The 21,175-nt window shown below is 48.7% G+C and carries 16 protein-coding genes; 13 read left to right on the forward strand and 3 right to left on the reverse strand.

All coding sequences use genetic code 11. The annotated features are described in order from the left end of the window. The first annotated feature begins 81 nt into the window (after positions 1 to 81). The 6 genes from ACSQ8P_RS10835 (at position 82) to ACSQ8P_RS10860 (ending at position 11,934) form a co-directional block, all read left to right on the forward strand. The gene (locus ACSQ8P_RS10835) at positions 82 to 3,525 is read left to right on the forward strand and encodes a hypothetical protein (RefSeq protein WP_436235176.1); all 3,444 of its coding nucleotides are present in this window, start codon (positions 82 to 84) and stop codon (positions 3,523 to 3,525) included. Between the two features lie 300 nt (positions 3,526 to 3,825). After that, entirely contained in the window at positions 3,826 to 4,602 is a 777-nt protein-coding gene (locus ACSQ8P_RS10840; protein ID WP_436235177.1) for a response regulator transcription factor, read from the forward strand. Positions 4,603 to 5,024: 422 nt separating this feature from the next. Further along, positions 5,025 to 6,392 carry a glycoside hydrolase family 140 protein gene (locus ACSQ8P_RS10845; RefSeq protein ID WP_436235178.1) on the forward strand — a complete coding sequence of 456 codons (1,368 nt, stop codon included), beginning with the start codon at positions 5,025 to 5,027 and terminating at the stop codon, positions 6,390 to 6,392. A 247-nt stretch (positions 6,393 to 6,639) separates the two neighbouring features. After that, entirely contained in the window at positions 6,640 to 8,688 is a 2,049-nt protein-coding gene (locus ACSQ8P_RS10850; protein ID WP_436235179.1) for a beta-galactosidase, read from the forward strand. 45 nt (positions 8,689 to 8,733) lie between these two features. Further along, the gene (locus ACSQ8P_RS10855; RefSeq protein WP_436235180.1) at positions 8,734 to 11,139 is read left to right on the forward strand and encodes a glycoside hydrolase family 95 protein; all 2,406 of its coding nucleotides are present in this window, start codon (positions 8,734 to 8,736) and stop codon (positions 11,137 to 11,139) included. 255 nt (positions 11,140 to 11,394) lie between these two features. Beyond that, positions 11,395 to 11,934: a nucleotide-binding domain containing protein gene (locus ACSQ8P_RS10860; protein ID WP_436239498.1), complete on the forward strand. Its 540-nt coding sequence runs from the start codon at positions 11,395 to 11,397 to the stop codon at positions 11,932 to 11,934. Positions 11,935 to 12,199: 265 nt separating this feature from the next. Here the strand turns inward: ACSQ8P_RS10860 and ACSQ8P_RS10865 are convergent, their stop codons facing one another. Both ACSQ8P_RS10865 and ACSQ8P_RS10870 read right to left on the reverse strand, forming a co-directional pair. After that, entirely contained in the window at positions 12,200 to 12,856 is a 657-nt protein-coding gene (locus ACSQ8P_RS10865; protein WP_436235181.1) for a hypothetical protein, read from the reverse strand. 30 nt (positions 12,857 to 12,886) lie between these two features. Further along, on the reverse strand, positions 12,887 to 13,246 hold the full coding sequence (locus ACSQ8P_RS10870) for a ketopantoate reductase family protein (protein ID WP_436235182.1): 360 nt from the start codon (positions 13,244 to 13,246) through the stop codon (positions 12,887 to 12,889). Between the two features lie 195 nt (positions 13,247 to 13,441). On the opposite strand from ACSQ8P_RS10870, the gene ACSQ8P_RS10875 reads away from it, so the two are divergent. From ACSQ8P_RS10875 to ACSQ8P_RS10895, 5 genes are all read left to right on the forward strand, one after another. Beyond that, positions 13,442 to 13,990, forward strand: a complete 549-nt coding sequence (locus ACSQ8P_RS10875; protein WP_436235183.1) for a TetR/AcrR family transcriptional regulator — start codon at positions 13,442 to 13,444, stop codon at positions 13,988 to 13,990. Positions 13,991 to 14,098: 108 nt separating this feature from the next. After that, positions 14,099 to 14,623, forward strand: a complete 525-nt coding sequence (gene sigK / locus ACSQ8P_RS10880; protein WP_173115694.1) for an RNA polymerase sporulation sigma factor SigK — start codon at positions 14,099 to 14,101, stop codon at positions 14,621 to 14,623. A 65-nt stretch (positions 14,624 to 14,688) separates the two neighbouring features. Further along, positions 14,689 to 15,360, forward strand: coding sequence for an ABC transporter ATP-binding protein (locus tag ACSQ8P_RS10885; RefSeq protein ID WP_436235184.1), 672 nt, complete (start codon positions 14,689 to 14,691; stop codon positions 15,358 to 15,360). Positions 15,361 to 15,552: 192 nt separating this feature from the next. After that, complete coding sequence (locus tag ACSQ8P_RS10890) at positions 15,553 to 16,011, forward strand: hypothetical protein (protein WP_436235185.1); 459 nt, start codon at positions 15,553 to 15,555, stop codon at positions 16,009 to 16,011. Beyond that, positions 16,008 to 16,184 carry a hypothetical protein gene (locus tag ACSQ8P_RS10895; protein WP_436235186.1) on the forward strand — a complete coding sequence of 59 codons (177 nt, stop codon included), beginning with the start codon at positions 16,008 to 16,010 and terminating at the stop codon, positions 16,182 to 16,184. Before ACSQ8P_RS10890 ends, ACSQ8P_RS10895 begins: the two co-directional genes overlap by 4 nt. Positions 16,185 to 16,505: 321 nt before the next feature. Here the strand turns inward: ACSQ8P_RS10895 and ACSQ8P_RS10900 are convergent, their stop codons facing one another. After that, positions 16,506 to 17,381: a DMT family transporter gene (locus ACSQ8P_RS10900; RefSeq protein ID WP_436235187.1), complete on the reverse strand. Its 876-nt coding sequence runs from the start codon at positions 17,379 to 17,381 to the stop codon at positions 16,506 to 16,508. A gap of 352 nt (positions 17,382 to 17,733) precedes the next feature. On the opposite strand from ACSQ8P_RS10900, the gene ACSQ8P_RS10905 reads away from it, so the two are divergent. Both ACSQ8P_RS10905 and ACSQ8P_RS10910 read left to right on the forward strand, forming a co-directional pair. Continuing rightward, entirely contained in the window at positions 17,734 to 20,181 is a 2,448-nt protein-coding gene (locus ACSQ8P_RS10905; RefSeq protein WP_436235188.1) for a glycoside hydrolase family 2 TIM barrel-domain containing protein, read from the forward strand. Between the two features lie 103 nt (positions 20,182 to 20,284). Continuing rightward, positions 20,285 to 21,001 carry a GDSL-type esterase/lipase family protein gene (locus tag ACSQ8P_RS10910; RefSeq protein ID WP_436235189.1) on the forward strand — a complete coding sequence of 239 codons (717 nt, stop codon included), beginning with the start codon at positions 20,285 to 20,287 and terminating at the stop codon, positions 20,999 to 21,001. Positions 21,002 to 21,175: the final 174 nt, after the last annotated feature.

A 21,175-nucleotide genomic window follows, 5' to 3' on the forward strand; every position in this document is an offset into this window, starting at 1 on the left:
CTTGTCGCAGAGCATCCAGAATGGGCCGGCTATCAACTACGTAGACTTGCACATGGCGAGGATCTGTCTGAAGGTGCAGCGTTGCTGACTGAGATCGGCGGCTACCGATACATAACGGTTCGGCAAGGATTTAACTGGCTCGATAAGAGCGCGACAGAGCAGTTATATGATCGGATTTACGGGGAGTTCGAGCGGCGTTTTCCTAGTGAGCTAGGTCGGACGATTGGCGGCAGCTTCCAAGATGAACTACCATCGATGCCGTTATGGACAGATAGCCTTCCCAAGCTGTATGCCCAGCGGTATGGAGAAGACTTGATTGCCGCATTGCCGGCATTGTTCGAGGATATAGAGGGAGCTTCGCTTATACGCAGGCGCGTTTACGAACTAGCGACGGAGCTGGCGGAGGAAGCGGTATTCAAGCTGCAATATGAGTGGCATAAGCGCCATAATATGCTGCAGTGCTGCGACCAGGCCGGACCTGCGCGTCGCGCCGATCTACATGGTGCGCAACGGCTTTATCTGGATTATATGCGCACGCATCGCTGGTATAATGCCGCTGGCAGTGATATGGACGGTGAGATCAAGCCGCATGCTTCGATGGTTCATTTGCACGGAGGCAAACGTGTGTTCCTGGAGTCTTTCCATACGAGCGGGTGGGGAGGAACGATGGAGGAGACGATGCACTGGCTGGTGCCTTGGCTGCAGGCTGGTGTGACGCTTTACAGTCCTCACTCTGTCTATTACAGTACGCGTGGTGGATGGTGGGAGTGGGCGCCGCCCGACACTGGTTGGCGTCAGCCGTATTATGAGCATTACGGCGTGTTTGCTGACACGGTCAGCCGCGCGTGCTGGCTGTTATCGCAAGGAACACATGTTGCCGATGTGGCAGTTCATTACCCTTCGCACGCGGCGTGCGGCTGGATGTCACTGTCAGACGGAGGGCCACTCCAGCATCCGATGGCCGTCGCCAACATGATGCCGCATAAGCGGATCGCGCATGTTCAACAGGTTTACCAATCGCTGACGGGCCGCTGGAATCGCAAGGAGCGTAATCAACCAGGTGCGCTTCGCTCCGCATGCATCGACTTTGATGTGACGGACGATTCCGCTCTGGAGATTGCGAAGTTGTCGGATGGCAAGCTCCAAATTGGCGACGAATCGTTCTCAGCACTACTGCTGTGTGGGACCACTCTGATGGATGATGCTGCCTTAGCGAAGGTGGAAAATTGGGTTAAAACCGGCGGTCTGGTTATTGCCGTACAGTGTGGTGCGGATGATCCGGTGCTGGAGGGAGCTATCTACGTCAGCTCCACGCAAGAAGCGTTAGATATACTTGAATCGAAGTTGCCGAGCCGCGCAAAAGGGCCGAATATGCCTTTGATGCGCAGGACCGAGGACGCCGATGTGTTCCTTCTGCTGCCGGAAGCGGGAGAACTGTTGCCGATGCACGAACCATCGGGCGAGTGGGCGCGGCCTCCGCGGAGCGCGCGTTATCGGTTACGCACTACAGGCAATCCGCAGCTGTGGGATCCAGTGAGTGGGCAGGTGTCCCCGCTTTCCTATAGCAGGGACGGTGAATGGGTTGAGCTGGAAGTGGTGTTCGACAGCTGGCCAGCGGCATTCGTCGTATGCTCATGGGATCAAACAGAGGCTGAAGTGTTCAGGAAATCCACGCCCCCATCGGACAGACTGGCGCAGCCGGCGGAAGTACCAACATTTTCTGCAGAGCAGGACCTGGTGGCAGAACTGCATGACTGGCAGGTACTAGTTGTGCCCACGCTGGATAATCGCTATGGGGATTTTGATTTGCATGGCGGTCAAACGGCTTTTGCGCCGATCGAGCGCCGTGAGTTTCTTGTCGCGTCCGAGGAGAGCGAAGCAGACGGGATGGCAGCTAACTGGCATGGGAGCAAACTTGACGATTCAGTATGGATGAAGCGGCTATGGAGCGAGGCCGCATACTGGGAAGCGTCTCGGGATCAGAGCTTTGATGAAAGTAGCAAATGGCGGGTCGTCTACAGCAATACGCTGGGGGATCTGTCGTTCCGAACATGGGCGGGCCGAATGGGCCGAGTTCCCCGCAAATTTTTGAATTTGGGCATGGCGGATCTTGGCGATAAGGTGTGGGCGAGGACGCATGTCGTAGCGCCGAAGGACGGGACGTACTGGCTGCGTATGGAGAGCAACGCGGCGATAGCCCTATGGGTGAATGGAGAACGGATCGCATGCAGCGGAGGTCCTGAGGAGATGACATCTGTCGTGAACCTGAAGCATGGAGCCAATTCGTTGCTGCTGTGTGCGGAGGCGTTGGCGGGTGGGCTGATCCGCACAGGGATTACCTTGTGCGCGGAAGAGCAGGAGCTGCTGCCGAAGTGGATTTATTCGCCTACACCTAATCCTAAAACGCGGTTGTCGTACACGATTTCCGAGCAGGGGAAAGGTGCTGTCAGTCGCGTACGCGTCATCTTCTGTGCGAAGGAGCGCGTTGCGCTCTATGTGAACGGCAAGCAAATGTCTGAGCATGGCGATTTCAATCCATATATTCGGCAGGGTCAAGAAGAGATTGATCTGACGCAGTACTGGCAGGGCGGCGACAATATCATCGAGCTTGTCATGCCAGAGGGCCAAGGTGTGGCCATGGTGGACGGCGTAATCGAGCGTGTGGATGGAAGTAACCAAATGTTCTGCACCGGCCCATCGTGGTTAAATGAACAGGAACAGCACTCCGAGGTTCTGCATGAAGCTGTGCTGCAGTTTGCCGAGACGGAGACGATGTGGCTTCCAGGCCGCACCCATCCGTTGCCGAATGTCGGCTGGCTGATGCCGGATGCCAAACCGACGTCTCAGCCATTGCCGTTCGTCCGCGACACATCTCAGCTTGGGAAACCGATCTGGCTGCGCTTCCCACTCCCGGCTGGCGCCACGGCGCTAAGGGTCATCTGCGCTGGAGAGTGTGAATGTTGGATAGACGGCAAGCGGAAAATAATGCGTGACGGCCAAGCACGGTTCGAAGCGCAGTCGGCAGGTACAATGGCTGCGCTTCGCAGCGTGCCAAGTGATATGAGTACAGAGACGGATGTGCTGCTCGCGCCGATTCGGTTCGAGGTTGCGAAGGTGCAAGGAGAACTCGGCGATTGGAGAACTGCGCTGTGTCTGCCGCATCATAGTGGCGTAGTTGAGTATGAAGCGATGGTCGAATGGAAAGAAGACAATGGCGCGGTACTTGAGCTGGGGCATGTTCGCGGCACAGCCGAGGTATGGCTGAATGGCAACCCGCTTGGTGTACGCGCATGGAGCCCATATCGATTCAAGCTTGATTTCGGCCCGGGATCGCATCATCTGCGTATTCGGGTGACAAACACGTTGGGAACCCATTATGAAATCGGACGCCCGTCAAGCAATGTCGGTGGATCCACGAATCCGAAGGTGTCTTACTGGCAGTCTGATACAATGCCTGAGCATTGGGAAAAGGCGTTTGCGGCCGGCGGCCTGTATGGTCCCGTTCGCCTGTACGCCACCAAATAACAACTTGCACATCATTAGGTGACTAAGTCCCGCAAGGCGGATTTCTCTTACCCGAAAAGGTCGTCGGCGTGGATTTAGACGCTTGATGATATTGCTTGAATTTTAAGTAGAATGTTAGAATTGAATAGATAGAATAAAATTCCAATAATGGATACGTCGGTTTCATATATTGGATGCGTTTACAATTCAACGGTACTAGGGCATGAACTAGAGCTACAGAAGGAGAATTCAGGCCAAGGTATACAATGTCAGCGAACGCACAATTATCACACTAAAGCTCATAGTACGAGGAGGGATAGCATGCTTAACCTGATGATCGTAGATGACGAGCCCTTTATGTTAAAGGGGTTGATTAATATCATTGAGAAAGGGCAGACACCGTGCTCGCAGATCGTCAGTGCGTATGATGGATTTGATGCGCTTGAAAAGCTGGAGAACTTCCGTCCCGATTTGCTTATTACGGATATTCAAATGCCGGAGATGAACGGACTAGAACTGATACGAAAAGTGCGTGAGCGAGGCCTGTGCAATCGCTTCATAATTTTGACCGGATACGATGATCCCACCTATCTGCACCAAGCAATACGCTGTAGAGTGATTGATTATCTGTTGAAGCCGATTAATAAGGCAGAGCTTTATGACGTGATGACGAATTTGTCACTTGAGCTACTGGAAAGTGAAGATGAGGTTACCTCCCGAGCCTCATTAGATTGGGAAGAAAACGTCCCTGGCGTCGACTACGATCAAATGTCCAAGAACGTCAAAAAAATTATCCGTCATATCGAGACGCATTATAGGGAAAATATTTCACTTGATCAAATTGCCGAGCATGTATACTTACATCCAAATTATATCTCCTCGCTCTTTCGTAAAGAGACTGGGCTGACGTTGATCAATTATTTACATCTGTACCGCATTAAGAAGGCGAAGTTACTAATGCTGGGCGATTCGATGGATTCCTTGCACCGTATATCCGAGCAAGTTGGGTACGAGAGCGTCCGACACTTCTTCAGCGTTTTCAAAAAATATTGCGGTCTCACACCGAGCGAATATCGGCAGCACTACAAAATGCATTAGTCATTACAAAATGTTCCCGCTTAAACTCGCAGATCACCTTAATGCAAAATGTCCAGAAGGGATTGGGTCGATATGAAAGTTAAGGAATGGATGTCTGACGAACGCCGTACTACCTATATGATGCTGACATAATCGCCGGTCAGTGCACAACATTAACAGCGACTCTGCCTGCAGGCTGGGAGTTGTTTTATTCCGTCAAAGCCAATCCGCTCGCAGCTCTGTGCGAACTATTGCGCGGGTGCTGATGCCGCTGTGAGGTGGCTTTTGCCGGAGAACTGGCTCTTGCTCTTCGTGCCGGCTTCGACGCCGCTGTTTTTCTTATACGGAGAATGAGACCAGTTAATCCAAACAATGAGAGCTTGAGCGTAATTGCGCATCAAGCTCTCATTGTATAATGCAGTTGAAATAGGAGGTAAATGAAATTGAATAATCAGATAGCTTGGGATAACGGGAGACTAATTGTTACGGAAAACGGACGCTTTTTGCAGCATGCAGACGGCACTCCGTTTTTTTGGCTGGGAGATACGGCATGGCTGCTCTTAAAGCGGACGACGAGGGAACAGGCGCTAACCTATCTGCGTGACCGGAAAAACAAGGGCTATAACGTCATCCAGATCATGCTTGTGCATGATCTGAATTCTGAAAACGTTTACGGGAGAGTGCCGTTCCGAGATCTCGATTTGGACAAACCCGATGCGGAACGATCTCCAGAGTTTACAAGTTATTGGTCATATGCGGATGAGGTGATCGGCATGGCAGAGCGTGAAGGGCTGTATGTCGCGCTTGTCCCCGTATGGGGCAGCGTTGTGGAGCATTATTCAATCAATGCCGGGACAGCGGAGCGTTACGGCGAATGGGTCGGTAATCGCTATAAGGATCGTCCTAACGTGATCTGGCTGAATGGAGGCGATATCCGTGGCAGCGATAATAGGGATGTATGGCTCAATATGGGCCGCGCGATACGGAAGGCTGCTCCAGATCACCTGATGACGTTCCATCCGTACGGACGGACACAGTCCTCGACGTGGTTCCATAACGAGGATTGGCTCGACTTCAATATGTTTCAGTCGGGGCATCGCAGCTATGACCAGATGGAAGAGGACAATCCCGACACGTTAGTCGGCGAAGACAACTGGCGATTTGTGCAAATAGATTGGGCCAAAGTACCATTGAAGCCGACGATAGATGGCGAGCCGTCTTATGAGGATATTCCACATGGCTTGCATTTCCTGGAAGCTCCAAGATGGAAGGTGGACGATGTAAGGCGTTATGCCTATTGGTCAGTGTTCGCAGGCGCATTCGGACATACATACGGACACAATGCGGTTATGCAGTTTCATACAGAGGAGCGGGGCGTCGGAGCATACGGCTGCACGCGGAGCTGGATCGATGCGTTGGATGATGACGGCGCGAAGCAGATGGTCCATTTGAAGCATCTGGTCCTATCAAGACCTTATGATGAGCGGACGCCTGACGAGACAGCGATTTGCGGCGATCCAGGTTACCGATACGATCGTTTATTCGTGAACTTGGGTAAGAGCTATTTGATGGCGTACACCTATACGGGCCGGACGATCACCCTCCGACTTGGACTATTCTCCGGCAAGCGGGCCGCGGTTTGGTGGTTCAATCCGCGAACAGGTGAAAGTGATTCCGCTGGTGTGGTGGACAACGAAGGAACACAAGAGTTCGTTCCTCCAACGGTAAGCGTACCTGGCAACGACTGGGTGCTGGTGCTTGACGATGTCGATCAAGGATTTGCGGCGCCAGGTCTCCCTCTTTCACGCTAATGCCCTGAGAGTACCCTCCACAGGAGCCATTGTGTTGATCAGCTGCGGGGGCTGTACAAAATCTAAAGCAAATTCATTAATAATGAACGCTGTATTGCTTCAATTCTGCGATTACAATTAATAGAAAAGATAGCGCTTACCTACACGTAATAGCTCAGGAGTGTATCGGCAAGCCTACGCTGTCGAGTCTGCGCCGCAGTGTGATGGAAATCAAAAGATTCTTTGAAGCCAAGGGGACGAATAGCTGATGTTTACGGAGAACTTACCGAAATTAATGTACGGAGGAGACTATAACCCGGAACAATGGCCACGGGAAATCTGGGATGAGGACATGCGGCTGTTCCAGATCGCCGGTGTGGATATTGTCACGCTCAACGTTTTCTCGTGGGCGCTTAATCAGCCGGATGAGAAAACGTATTGCTTTGACTGGCTGGACGAGATGATGGATAAGCTTCATGCACAGGGAATTAAGGTCTGTCTTGGTACGTCGACGGCGGCTCATCCTGCATGGATGGCGATGCGGTATCCCGATGTCATGCTGGTCGAGTATGACGGCCGCAAGCGCAAGTTCGGACGCCGGCATAATTCTTGCCCGAACAGCCCGACCTTCCGGCTATATTCGGAGCGGATGGCACGCAAGCTTGCGGAGCGCTATATGGATCATCCTGCATTGCTGCTGTGGCATGTCAATAATGAATACGGTTTGAGATGTTATTGCGACAACTGCGAGACGGCGTTTCGTATGTGGCTGCACGAACGGTACGGCACGCTCGAGGAGCTGAATCGCGCCTGGTATACCCGATTCTGGGGCCATACGTTCTACGATTGGAACGAAATTGTGCTGCCGAGCGCGCTTAGCGAGCACTTGAGCTCGAGCAATCCGGATGATACCGCCTTCCAAGGCATTTCGCTCGACTATGACCGCTTTAATTCAGATTCCATTCTGGCATGCTACAAGCTGGAACGGGACGCCATCAAGGACGTAAATCCGGATGCGGTTGTGACTACGAACTTTCAAAGCAACGGGACGTACAAGCCACTTAATTATTTCAAATGGGCGAAGGAACTGGATGTCATTGCGCTCGATATGTATCCCGGAGACGACATGACCCCGAGCCAGATGGCGATGCGCTACGATTTGATGCGAGGATTGAAAGGCGGAGACCCGTTCATGCTGATGGAATCGTGCCCGACTCAGCTCAACTGGCGCCCCCGCAATGCACTGAAGCGTCCTGGCATAAACCGACTATGGAGTTATCATGCAGTCGCCCGCGGTGCGGATGCGGTTATGTACTTCCAACTGCGTCGCTCGCTCGGCGCTTTCGAGAAATTCCACGGGGCCATGATCGATCATGCGGGCCATGAGAATACCCGGGTATTCCGGGAATGTGCCCAAATCGGCAGTGAGCTTCAGCAGCTAGGCGATACTTTGCTTGGCGCGCGCTCTGATGCACGCGCGGCGATCGTGTTCGATTGGGAAATCTGGTGGGCGATAGAGCATTCCAGCGGACTAACCGTGGATCTGCGCTATGTCAAGGAAGTCGAGAAGTATTATGAAGCCTTCTACAGCCGGAATATACCGGTTGATATGATCGGCGTGGAAACGGCTCTGACTGATTATGAGATTGTGGTTGCTCCGGTGTTGTATTTGCTTCATCCGGGCTATGCCGCACGTTTGGAGCATTTCGTGGAGCAGGGCGGCACGCTGGTTACCACAACGTTTAGCGGCATCGTTGGCGAGAGCGATCTGGTTATGCCTGGCGGCTACCCGGGCGAGCTTCGCGAGCTGCTCGGTATATGGGTGGAGGAGATCGACGCACCGATGGAACATCAGAGAAATCGCGTCGTCATGACATTGCAGCTTGGCGAGCTGGAAGGCTCGTACGATTGCGGCGTGTTGTGTGATGTCGTTCATGCCGAGGGAGCAGAGCCGTTTGCCGTATTCGAGCGCGACTTCTACCAAGGCTTCCCTGCCCTTACGCGCAACCGACGCGGATCAGGCGAGGCATGGTACGTAGCGACCTCGCCGGAGCCATCTATGCTGAGCGGATTGATCGGGCATTTGTGTGAAACGTGCGGCATACAGCCATTGCTGGATACGCCTTCCGGCGTGGAGGTGTCCGTCCGTGTCAAAGACGGAAAAGCATTCCTGTTCTTGCTTAATCATAACGAGGCTGCAGAGGAAGTTCAGATAGGTGCGGGCACCTATGTTGATTTGTTAAACGGCACTTCACACGAAGGCACGCTGCTGCTTACCGCGTTGGATGTCCGGATTTTGGCAGTCGTTAATGCGTAAGGCACGAAGTGTTAGTTCATACACAACTACAGGGGAGCTGAACCAATGAAAGACAATACAGGCGGCAAACACATGAAATTGTGGTACCGCCAGCCGGCTGAAGATTGGGTCGAGGCGCTGCCTGTCGGCAACGGCCGCTTGGGCGGTATGGTCTATGGCGGTATCAAGCGCGAGCAAATTGCGCTCAACGAGGATACACTGTGGTCTGGTACGAAGCGGGAGGTAGAGCGCGAGGAGCCGTTGCGTTATTTGGAGGAGAGCCGCAGGCTCATCTTCGCAGGCCGGTACAGCGATGCTCAAGCGGTTATTGAAGAGCATATGCTAGGGCCGGCGGGCAATGCGTTCCAAGCCATGGGCGATCTGGAGATCGTTATGAGCCATCCTTCCTCGGTGGAAGATTACCGGCGTGAGCTTGATCTGCGCACTGGTTTGTTCCTGACTGAATATGTGTTGTCGAGCGGTGTGCGCATAAAACGGGAGGTGTTCGCGTCAGCAGTCGATCAGGTGATGGTCATGCGGCTCGAAGCCGACCGTACGGGGGCAATCGGACTGGAGGCGGCGCTCACCAGCCGGCTTAATTACGGCGTCGAGAAATTTGGAATCGACCGCATCATCCTGACTGGCGCAGCGCCAAGCCTGCTGGATCACGAGAAAGAGCTATCGGAAGATACGGTCGTTTACGAGGAAAATAAAGGCATCCAGTTTCAGGTTCATCTTCGGGCAATCCTTGAGGGTGGAAATGTCGAGACGCATGGCGGAAGACTAGTCGTAAAGGGAGCCGATGCAGTAACGCTGCTGCTGACCGCTGCGACCAGCTTTAACGGCTTCGACCACGATCCCGCTCTCGAAGGGTTGGACCCGCGACCGCGTTGCGACGCATGGCTGAACGAAGCGGCGAAGCTGAGTTACGCCGAGCTGCGGGAACGCCATATCGCGGACATCACGCAGTACTTCGATCGCGTGATATTGGAGCTTGACGCGCCAAGCCGCGATGACATCCCGACCGACGAACGGATCGCGGCCGTACTGGCCGGTCAAGCGGACGAGCGGCTTACTGAGCTATTCTTCCAGTTCGGCCGCTACCTGATGATAAGCGCTTCGCGTCCCGGCACACAGGCGACGACGCTGCAGGGCATCTGGAATAACATGACGAAGCCGCCATGGTCTTGCAACTATACGACGAATATTAATACTCAGATGAACTATTGGCTGGCTGAGGTCTGCAATCTCGCGGAGTTCCATGAACCGCTATTCGATTTGCTGGAAGATTTACGAATCGCCGGAGCACGTATGGCAGAGGCTTATTACAACTGTCGGGGCTGGGCGTCGCACCACAACATCGATCTGTGGCGTAATACGAGTCCTTCCCAAGGCTCGGCAAGCTGGGCGTACTGGCCAATGGGCGGCGTATGGCTGTGCCAGCATTTGTGGGAGCATTACGCTTACGGCGTCGATCAGGACTTCCTAAGAAGCAAGGCTTATCCGATTATGAAGGAAGCGGCACTGTTCTGTCTCGACTACTTGGTGGAGGATGGTGAAGGTAATCTCGTCTCGGTGCCGTCGACGTCACCGGAGAACACATTCATTGCACCCGATGGACAACGGGCTGCGGTAAGTATGAGCTCAACGATGGACATAGCTCTGATGCGCGAGCTGTTCACGAACTGTATCGAGGCTGCACGTGTTTTGGAAACGGATACGGAGTTCAGACAATCCTTGCAGGATGCTCTGGAGCGGCTGCTCCCGCTGCGAATCGGTCGGCACGACCAATTGCAGGAATGGTATCGCGACTTTGATGAAGCGGAGCCGGGCCATCGTCATACCGCCCATCTGTACCCGTTGCATCCGGGAAATCAGATTACGGTTCGCGGGACGCCAGAACTGGCTAAGGCCGCCCGTGTCAGCCTAGATCGCCGCCGTGTGTACGAAGGCGAGGATACGATCGGCTGGTGCTATTCGTGGAATATTAGCATGTACGCGCGTCTGGAAGATGGGGAGATGGCACATTCGTATTTGACTAAACTACTGGGCAATCCATTTCCGAACCTATTCAATGCGCACCGCCATCCGAAAATAACATTCTATCCGCTCACAATCGAAGCCAACTTCGCGGCTTCGGCAGGCATCGCCGAACTGCTCATGCAGAGCCATGCTGGTGAACTGCATTTGCTGCCTGCGCTCCCGAAGGCTTGGCTTTCCGGCCGGATAAGCGGCATCCGCGCCCGCGGTGGCTACGAGCTCGATCTGGACTGGGCGGATGGGAAGCTACTGAGCGCAGCTATCCGAGCTTCACAGTCTGGACGCTGCCAAGTGCGCACAGCAGTGCCAATTGCGGTAGAAGTCGCAGATTGGGAGCAGGTAGAAGATGGCGTGATCGCTTTCACGGCCGAAGCTGGCCGAAGCTACACGATCACTGCAGACGTTTCACACATTATTTCCAAAAGGTCATGATGGGCTACTCCTAGCGAGAGTTGGCGAGGCACTCAGGTTTAAGATGGGATGACATAAAAGATTGCCAATGATCCGGCTATTCTGCCTAGGTAGTTGTTGGCAATCTTTTTATTTCCGAGGTTGTAAGAATACCGTTTCGAACTCAACGACACCGTAAATGGAGGTTATCTAATCATGATACGAGTTGCAAGTTGAAAAACCGTATATACACATAACCCCATTGGCCTCGATGTCCTTAAACCTCCCCTCCTTGTTATTTCAGGAAGCTGTTCACCGGTCACTGAAGAACAGATTCAACATGACTTACAAGCAGGATTTGTGGGTATTCGTGTACCCATTATCGAACTGATCATGTCAGAAACGCGAGAGGCTGCCCGCGTAAAGCTGCAGCTAGAAGCCCAACAGTGGCTGTCCCAAGGGAAACATGTCATGATGTATTCGGCAACAGGTCCAAGTGATGAGAGCATCGAAGCTATGCGCAAGGTATTGGCCGCTGAGGGAATTAGGGCAGAAGACAGCAGCCGATTGCTAGGCATGGCTCTTGGCTCTTTAGCTAAAGAGCTAGTAAGACAGCTTGGAATTAAACGTATTTTGATTGCAGGAGGAGACACCTCAGGGTATGTGACGAGGGAGCTAGGTGTGTATGCTATAGAATGTATAGCTACACTTGATCCGGGAGGGCCGCTCTGCAGTGCTTATGCGAATGACCCTCAGTTTGAGGGTCTTGAACTAGTACTCAAGGGCGGACAGGTTGGCACCGCGAATTTTTTTGAAAAGGTTGCTGGTTATAGATAACGAAAACCCGAAGGTCGATAGATTTCATGTGTCTGAAAATCGTGATATTCAGATGGCGAAACGCTTAGAGGTGTTTGAAGCATTTCATATGCTAAGGATACAGCAGGTGAAATATCACCTGCTATTTCCGATGTTTGATTAGGGCTTTCAGATCATCCTGCGATGAAAGCATTGTCGGTGCCATACTGGCCTTACGAGAAATCGTAGTACTACTCTATATTTGTTAAGGGTCCTTGCCGAGAGAGCAAGGACCTCTTTTCTCTTTCTAAACTTCCTTACTTGCTGCCTCATGTTCAACCACAAGTTGCAGCAATTCCTTCAAAGCTTTCATAGATCGACCTTGATGTTGCCCTTCTGCTATTGAATCCCGAAGAGATTGTACGTCCTGAGTGCGAACCTTACCACCATGATGAAAACGATTAAATGCTTGATAATCTAAAGGCAACATATCTCGTTCCATTTTCAGATGGATTTTTGCTGTCATGTACGAGTTCATCATCAAACCTATGAGTTTTCCTGACAAACCATGTTTAGGTAGGGTTGCAATTTCAATTTGTGCACGACAAGCAAGATCCCAAAGTTCTTTATTCGTGATAATTGATGAAAAATTTGGCCAGCCCAAAATATCACAAGCAGCGTATACTGGAAAACCAACACTTGAGTAGACATTGAACATGGAAGGGCTTACTTGGCCGCAACGAGACACTTGGGAACGATTATACAGTGAAATAAATTGCTTCGCTGCCTTTTTATTCTTAGTCTCAATTTGAAAACCAATGTTGTTTTTCGGGTGTTTATAACAGACTATAGCTTGGGAAATTTTTTTAGGATCCGTTGGCTCATGTATGGGTAAAACAGCATGGGATTGGTGACTTAGTGTACCGAGTATTCCTCTTAACAACTGATTTTCTGGAATTCGCATAACTTCTAGATAATGCTCACGAATCCAACTTCAAAATGCGCACATAATTACAATTGTTTCAGAACCACGCACGATATTCCCCAGCTTGGTTAACAGATCTATGCCCTCAGGCATTCGACTTGCACTCCCGTCCTGTGTAATGATAATAAACTGATAAATTTGGGGTTTCACTTTTTCTACATCCTCAATAACGTTATAACCATGAAAATCTTTTAATGTAGCATCGTCATAGCAGTATAGTTTCTGTGGAGAATCGAAAGTTGATTTTCGACCTTTACGAACAAGAAATGTAATCTCAGTGTTGGATAGGTGTAGATGGTAACCAACAGAATAACCAACGGCCCCAGCGCCTATAATTAGGATCTTAGGTTTGTTAACGACGGTTGTCATTTTATCGCTCCTTACTTAGATGAAACGGAAATGTAAGATAAGATTTCCATTGAATGAACATATGTTGATTTAATATCACGATGTCAGTATAATCTCTTCATGACTACCTTCACAATAAGCAATAAGTGAGTAAGTGTTATTCATTCAGCAATTCAGTGTGGATTTGTTGATAGGATGAGGAAAGAGGTGATATCAATGGTTGGAATTAAAAATAATAGAAGAACGAAATACACGATCGATCTCATAAAAGAGACTTTCATTAAATTGTTAGAAACAAAAAAACTGGCTCAAATAACGGCCACTGAAATATGTAAATTAGCGGATATTAACCGGGGTACCTTTTATCTGCACTATAAGGATCCTTTCGAATTATTTGAAGTCATGCAAGATGAGTTTAATCAAGAAGTCATGGCAACGTTAGAAACGGGAGAAAGTACTTGCACAACGGAAGAATCATTAGTTAACCTTTTGCACATTATTCAAGCAAAGAAAACCATGTATAAAATCTTGATTTCAGAGAGAGAAAACACGGATTTTTTATCACAAGTTTTGCTAGCAGATTATGTGCGAAGGAATGGGAAGGGAGTTTTAACAATGGACTACTCTTTTACTTACAAAGTTCATGGTTCCATTGGAGTGATTAATCAATGGCTTGGGTCAAATAGCGATGAAAGTCCGCGAACAATTGCCTATCTTATATCTTCAATGGGCAATCACAACACAACAGAAAAAGGACTCTCCTAAAAATAGACAACCAAGCCAATTTATTTAACTTCAAGAAACCTTCAGGCTTATGCGGCCTCTTTTCTTATCTACTGAAAGAGTTAGTGGGAAGCGAAATGGGAGTTTACGTTGCTTCGTGTTCATAACCTCAAAAAATTCGACAATACAGGAGAAGATTTGGAAGATTTGATTTCAATCGGGACGATTGGCCTGATCAAAGCTATCGAATCCTTCTCCCCAAACAAAGGGACAAAGCTAGCGACTTTTGCGGCACGTTGTATTGAAAATGAGATCCTGATGCATCTGCGCTCATTGAAGAAAACGCGGAAAGATGTGTCCTTGCATGACCCAATTGGAACGGACAAAGAGGGGAACGAAATTACGCTCATCGACATCCTCGGCAGCGAGGCGGACGATGTGGTAGATGCGGTGCAGTTGAAGATTGAGAAGAGCAAGATTTATCGCAATCTGGAAATACTGGACGACCGCGAGAAGGAAGTTGTTGTCGGTCGGTTTGGTTTGGAGCTTGGCGGCGAAGAGCGGACGCAGCGGGAGATTGCGAAGGAGCTGGGAATTTCACGTTCGTACGTATCGCGTATCGAGAAACGGGCGCTCATGAAGCTGTATCATGAGTTTTATAAGGCGAAGCGGTAAGTCATCGTTAGGTTGTAGCATCGCATTCTTCATTTATTTGGCATCAGATAATGGAGGCGAAGACAATGACAGCCTTAATTCAAATTGAGCATGTTAGTAAATTTTATCATATGGGCGGCGAAACGATTCGTGCGTTGGATGACATTACGTTAGACATCGTGCAAGGCGAGTTTGTCGCCATTATGGGACCTTCGGGCTCTGGCAAGTCCACGCTGATGAATATCATCGGCTGTTTGGACATTTCGGATGAAGGCCATTATGTTCTGGATGGAAAGCAGATTCACGCTCTAAAGGATTCGCAATTAGCTGAGATTCGGAATCGGAAGATCGGGTTTGTTTTTCAGAGCTTTAACCTGTTGCCGAGGTTGAGTGCGTTTGAGAATGTTGAGCTTCCGTTGATATATCGGGGGATGACGAGAAAACAACGGGAGCCGCTGGTAATGCAAGCGCTGGAAGCGGTGGATTTGCTCGACCGGAGGAATCATTTTCCTTCGGAGCTATCCGGCGGGCAGCAGCAACGCGTTGCCATTGCGCGTACGTTGGCGGGCGATCCGCCGATCATCTTGGCTGATGAGCCTACTGGTGCGTTGGATTCGAAGACTGGTGTGGAGATTATGGATATTTTCAGGAGGTTGAATGAGCAAGGAAGAACGATAATAGTGATAACGCATGACCGGCAGGTAGCGGATCAGGCGAAACGGATTGTAAAGTTTCGGGATGGGCGGTTGGTTCATTAAATATGCTGAATATACAACAAATGATAATAGCCTTACGAGAAATCGTAAGGCTATTTGATTTTTTTATGCATTTCAAAAGGGCATGGTCTGTATTCGGCTGCCTTTCTTCACCAACAGGCTCCTTTTGACAGTCAAAACCTTATTCCACTATGTAACTTCCCACAACATTTGTGTCTGTCGGTGGTATTTATATTGGGACTGAGTAAAGATAGGGTTGAAAAACGGGTCTTCGGGACAAAAGTGGAAGTTGATTCGAAGGGCATGATCATTCGTGATTATGCCCTCTATGTTTTATTGAATATTGTCCAAAAGAATATGCACATCGACCTAAAGAATAACGCTTTCATGGAATTCAATGTCGGTGGCAAGACGCATTCAAAGCTTCCAGTGCGAGATGCTGACATGCGTGGCGTTCGAGCCGGAAGTTTTTACCCAAATGGCGGGTCTTGTACTACTATGATGAATCCGATCATTAACTATCTGCGCATCTCCCGTGATGAACAACTGGGCAAGCATCTGGCGTTAATCCTAAGCGATCAGGGGCAGCATGATGGATTGGACGCTTATGTGCCGATTCCTGAAGGGGAACACATACATCTTAAAGCAACAATGAATTTCGATAAAATTCAATTCTTCTTATCGTACAGATGATCGGGCGTGGCAGTCTATCGGTCCGACAGTGTATTCTGGCAATCTTGGCCGATATTTACCAACGTAAATTATCTTTTACCGTTGCATTCGTCGGGCTGTGCGCACAGGATTTGAGAGGGACGCTCCTGCATGCGGACTTCGGCTTCTTCGATTACAAGGAGAAGGATGCTTAGGTTTGAAAAAATCTTAATGAGGTACTTATTACGCCTATATGGTGTGGTTAGATAGGTCCCGGGTAGAGCAATCGAGCTAAGTTTTTGTGGCGCTGACATCAGTGAGGAGAAGGTTCTGCTGTACGTAAATGTACTTTTCAGACGACTACTGTTAACCAAGGCAACGGAATCCTGCGAATGAGTGAGTAAAAGTGAGATAAAGCATTAGAACCGAGGGACGAGCAGTTTAGTTGAATAAAGGCAATTATATTTATTCATGAATAATGAGTGCTGTTAAACAAGCAACACCCCTTCAGATACGGTTGAAGGGGTGTTTAAATACTATTTTTTCTCTATGATAACGAATAAAACACCTATGAGAATTAGGATAGAGCCTATCCAAAACGTTACACCTATTTTCTCTCCTAGCATAAGCCAACCAAGTAATGTTCCAACCACGGGTTGAAAGAAGAAAAATACCCCCCCACTTGAGGCGTTAAGCATTTGTAATCCACGATTCCAAAGTATAAATCCACCTGCTGTCGAGACAATACCCAAATACAAGAGTCCTCCCCAAATAGTCGGGTGAGTCAGTTGAGACATATTAATTGCATGTAATCGTGGCAAAACAAAAGGGGTCAACACGATTAGAGCTACCAAGATAGAATAGGTTGTTAACACAATTTGTGAATAATCACTCGGCACACGCTTGACAAGTACAGACATGAGTGCCCATGTTAAAGCCGCAATAAGCAGTGAAATACCACCAAGTTTACTGGACAGATCCATATGACCGACTCCAACAATGAGAAAAACTCCAATTGTCGCTAAACAAACAGAGATTCCCTTTTTTAACGTCAACCGTTCTTTAAGGAGTAAGCGAGCAAAAATAACCATAAATGCTGGTGTTGAAGAAGTTATAATGGCTCCCATTTGTGCTGAGGATAGCATTGTACCCGTTTCCTGAGCAACAATTGAAATGGCATTACCAATGACACCAATGGTTATGATTATTAAGACATAACGTTTCTCAATCCGCCATTTTTGTTGTGTGATTAAGCCGATAATGAGAAGAGCTACAATAGCCACTAAGTATCGCATCCACACAAGTTCCAGTGGAGGTATGACCGATACTACCATTTTAACGACAACGTACATACCACCCCAAATACTGGATGCTAAAGCTAAATATATAGAACCTAATAAGGTGTTTTTCATTTTTGATGCCCTCCGTCTTTTATTTGGGTCGAAAATGCCCCTAACGGAGAGAAGTAGTCACCTTCACTCCACTAAGAGCCGAAGGGAGCTACTGGTACATCGTTTTCAAATAATGGAGTCCAATACATTTTGATTCACCTCTAGTCTAATTTTACAAGAATTATAGCATAGAATTACGGTGAACAGTAAAACCGGATAGTGAAGTATTTGAATAGGAGACAACGGAAAATTGAAAGCTGCATGACGGAAATATAGAAGCCATGTAAAACGCCTATTATTACAATGGAGTAGCAAGCATCAACAAATACAATTGCAGCTTGCCATAATTTCAAATTGAAAGGCGAGATAAACGATGATAAGAACTTCCTTTAACGATAATTGGACGGTTGGACCGAAGTCAGGTTTTTTTTCGGAGATTGTAGCTGCACCCATCGCTCCTAAGACAATTACACTTCCATATGATGCCATGATAGGAAACAAGAAACTGAAGCCCGAGGAAGGGGGAAACGTCGCCATTGGTTTCTTCCCAGAAGGGGGATATGACTACAAAAAGAAGTTCTTCGTGCCGTCGGAATACAAAGAAAAACGTGTAACCATCGAGTTTGAAGGTGTTTACATGAATGCGATGGTGTACATTAACGGCGATTTTGCTGGACAGCATCCGTACGGTTATACAAATTTTTATATTAAAGCTGATCGGTTTTTGAAATACGGCGAGGAAAACGAGATCAAGGTTGTTGCCATGAATCAAAAGGATGCCCGTTGGTATTCCGGTGCAGGTATCTATCGCAATACGAAGTTAATTGTCGGGAATCTAGTGCATATCACCCTTGATGGCGTGAAAGTTTCTACTCCTGATATCAATAGCGAACGTGCAGTGGTTACAGTGGCAACTGTAATCGAGAATGAGGGTCTCCACACTAGAACTGTTAGCGTACAGACGGAAATCGTCGATTCTGAAGGGAATGTCGTAGCGCACGAAATTTCACCGATTACGACTTTTGCAGGAGAAAGTGCTACACTCCGACAACGTGTTTTTGTTAGGCAACCGAAGCTTTGGAGCGTGGAGAATCCCAATTTATATCAATGCCAAACCCGTATTACATCATTGGATGAGGAATTGCTTGACGAGGAAACGAACACCTTTGGTATTCGATCGCTAACAGTGGACCAGGAAAAAGGCCTTTGTATCAACGGTGCGGTTGTGAAGTTGCGCGGCGCGTGCATTCACCACGACAATGGTGTAATCGGCGCCGCTACAATAGACCGGGCAGAGGAGCGTCGGGTCGAGATACTAAAGGATGCAGGTTTCAATGCGCTCCGAAGCGCACATCATCCTATGAGCAAGGCGCTTCTAGTCGCTTGCGACCGTCTAGGTATGTTGGTGGTGGACGAGAGCTTTGATATGTGGACCTCCACGAAAGTCGATCATGACTATGCGCTTCTCTTCCCTACATGGTGGGAGAAAGATATCCAGGCGTTGGTGGACAAAAATTACAATCATCCGAGTGTCATTATGTATACAATCGGCAATGAGATTCCGGAAACCGGAAGAGCGATTGACTCGACATGGGGCCGCAAGATGGCCGAAAAGATCCGTATCCTTGACAGTACACGTTACGTAACGAATTCCATCAACTTTATGGTATCGGTTCTGGATGAGATGATTAAGATGATGAAAGCCAACCAGGCGGATAACAGCGAAGGCAGCAGTGAAGGCATTAACACGATGATGAACAACTTGGGGGAGCACATGGCTGCGATCGTAGTTAGCGATCTTGCGAAGGATAAAACGGCTGAATCCTTTGCCTGTGTTGATATTGCAGGTTATAACTACGGGGAAGCACGCTACATAATGGATTTAGAGCTGTTTCCGAACCGGGTGATTGTAGGCAGTGAGACTAAACCCGATCAAATAGATAAAAACTGGAAGAAGGTAAGGGAGAACAGTCGAATCATTGGCGATTTTACCTGGACGGGTTGGGATTATCTTGGTGAATCGGGAATCGGAAGAGTCGTTTACGATCCTTCTGAATTGGCGACCGGCATCGTAGGCGGATATCCGTGGTTTACTGCCTGGTGCGGAGATATAGACATCATAGGCAATAGGCGTCCGGTATCCTATTACCGCGAAATCGTTTTTGGGCTGCGGAAGGATCCGTACATTGCCGTTCAAAGGCCGGAACATTATGGAAAGCAGGTTATTCCGATGATGTGGAGCTGGAGCGATTCCGTATCAAGCTGGTCCTGGAGTGGGTATGAAGGTAAACCGATCAAAGTGGAAGTGTATGCTGATGCGGAGGAAGTCGAGCTCATGGTGAATGGCGTATCGGTAGGCAAAGCCGCTGCAGGTGAACAGAACCGCTATAAAGCAGTTATCGATACCGTCTATCAACCTGGGGAAATTGTAGCAGTAGCTTACTGCGGCGGACAAGAAACCGGTCGGATGACACTCCATTCAGCTAACGGTGACGTCACAATGAAGGTCGAGGCGGACCGCACGGAGATTTCCGCATCTGACAGTGATCTTTCGTTCGTCATGATCAGCCTTGTAGACAAGGAAGGAAATCTGTATAACACCGTAGATCGGATGGTTTCTGTTAACTTAGAGGGCACCGGTGTGCTGCAGGGCTTTGGCAGTGCCAATCCGAAGTCGGAAGAAAGCTTCCACGATACCAAACATACAACCTTCGACGGTAAAGCGTTAGCTGTCGTGCGCCCGACCGGTCCCGGAATGATTACGGTGACGGTCTCAGCACAAGGTTGTGCTCCAAAATCCGTACAGATTAACGCTCATTGATAGAACCTATGTTTTAAACGGCTGGACAGGTTCATTAGAGCCTGTCTTAAGTCTTATATAGAATTACTCAGATTGTTTACTATGATGGTGAAAGGAGAAAAAGATGCCTTTCATATTTACAGGTATTGTAGTACTTGTATTAGGAATCGTCTATTGGTATTTAGGTTATTTAGGCTTCACAGCTATCCCTATTGGGAAACGAGTTAAAAAAGGCGATGTAAGGATCGCTTGTATAGGTGACAGTATCACCTATGGTCTATTGATAAAAAATTGGTACAGATTCAACTATCCCTACGTTCTGGGCAGGATGTTGGGAAAGGGATACAATGTCCGCAATTTTGGAGTAAGTGGAAGAACAGCGATGGAAACAGGCGATCATCCTTATAAGAAGGAGTATCGCTATCAGAGGAGTAAAAATTATCAACCGCATCTCGTGCTCATCATGTTTGGCACGAATGATTCCAAGCCTCATAACTGGAAAGGGAAGGAAGAATTTAAACGACAGATTAAGAAGCTAATTAGGGGTTATCAAGAGCTGGATTCCCAACCATTCGTTTATTTATTGACACCTGCAACGCCATACTATAAAGATGGGGTGTCTTCCGGCCATATGATGTTTGATGTACGGAAGGCTGAGATAAAGGAGGCAGCAGATGCCGTAAAGGAACTTTCAGAAGAAATGAACTTAGGAATAATTGATATTCATAAGGAAACCGCAGGTCATAGAGGCTGGTTTGTATCTGATGGCATTCATCCGAATGCTATAGGTGCCGAAGCGATCGCCAAGGTCACATATAAACATATAAAGGAAGCTGGTTGATCCTCAAGTTAGATATATACCTCATAGGAGAATAGCCACTCCGATATTAACTAAACAAGTGTTTATTTGGTAAAAGAACATCCTCTTTTAAAAAGAATGATGTTCTTTTACTTGTTTACCAATTGTACTTTGATGAATGATCCGAAATGTTTCTTAGACATTCGGCTTATATGT

Origin of the sequence: Paenibacillus sp. LjRoot153, from assembly GCF_964253085.1 — a bacterium.
Classification (GTDB): domain Bacteria; phylum Bacillota; class Bacilli; order Paenibacillales; family NBRC-103111; genus Paenibacillus_E.

Bases quoted from the DNA above. Each gene is read 5' to 3' on its own strand.
- ACSQ8P_RS10840 (WP_436235177.1), top strand. From the start codon at position 3,826: ATGCTTAACCTGATGATCGTAGATGACGAGCCCTTTATGTTAAAGGGG.
- ACSQ8P_RS10850 (WP_436235179.1), top strand. From the start codon at position 6,640: ATGTTTACGGAGAACTTACCGAAATTAATGTACGGAGGAGACTATAAC.
- ACSQ8P_RS10855 (WP_436235180.1), top strand. From the start codon at position 8,734: ATGAAAGACAATACAGGCGGCAAACACATGAAATTGTGGTACCGCCAG.
- ACSQ8P_RS10865 (WP_436235181.1), bottom strand. From the start codon at position 12,856: ATGCGAATTCCAGAAAATCAGTTGTTAAGAGGAATACTCGGTACACTA.
- ACSQ8P_RS10870 (WP_436235182.1), bottom strand. From the start codon at position 13,246: ATGACAACCGTCGTTAACAAACCTAAGATCCTAATTATAGGCGCTGGG.
- ACSQ8P_RS10875 (WP_436235183.1), top strand. From the start codon at position 13,442: ATGGTTGGAATTAAAAATAATAGAAGAACGAAATACACGATCGATCTC.
- ACSQ8P_RS10885 (WP_436235184.1), top strand. From the start codon at position 14,689: ATGACAGCCTTAATTCAAATTGAGCATGTTAGTAAATTTTATCATATG.
- ACSQ8P_RS10895 (WP_436235186.1), top strand. From the start codon at position 16,008: ATGATCGGGCGTGGCAGTCTATCGGTCCGACAGTGTATTCTGGCAATC.
- ACSQ8P_RS10900 (WP_436235187.1), bottom strand. From the start codon at position 17,381: ATGAAAAACACCTTATTAGGTTCTATATATTTAGCTTTAGCATCCAGT.
- ACSQ8P_RS10905 (WP_436235188.1), top strand. From the start codon at position 17,734: ATGATAAGAACTTCCTTTAACGATAATTGGACGGTTGGACCGAAGTCA.
- ACSQ8P_RS10910 (WP_436235189.1), top strand. From the start codon at position 20,285: ATGCCTTTCATATTTACAGGTATTGTAGTACTTGTATTAGGAATCGTC.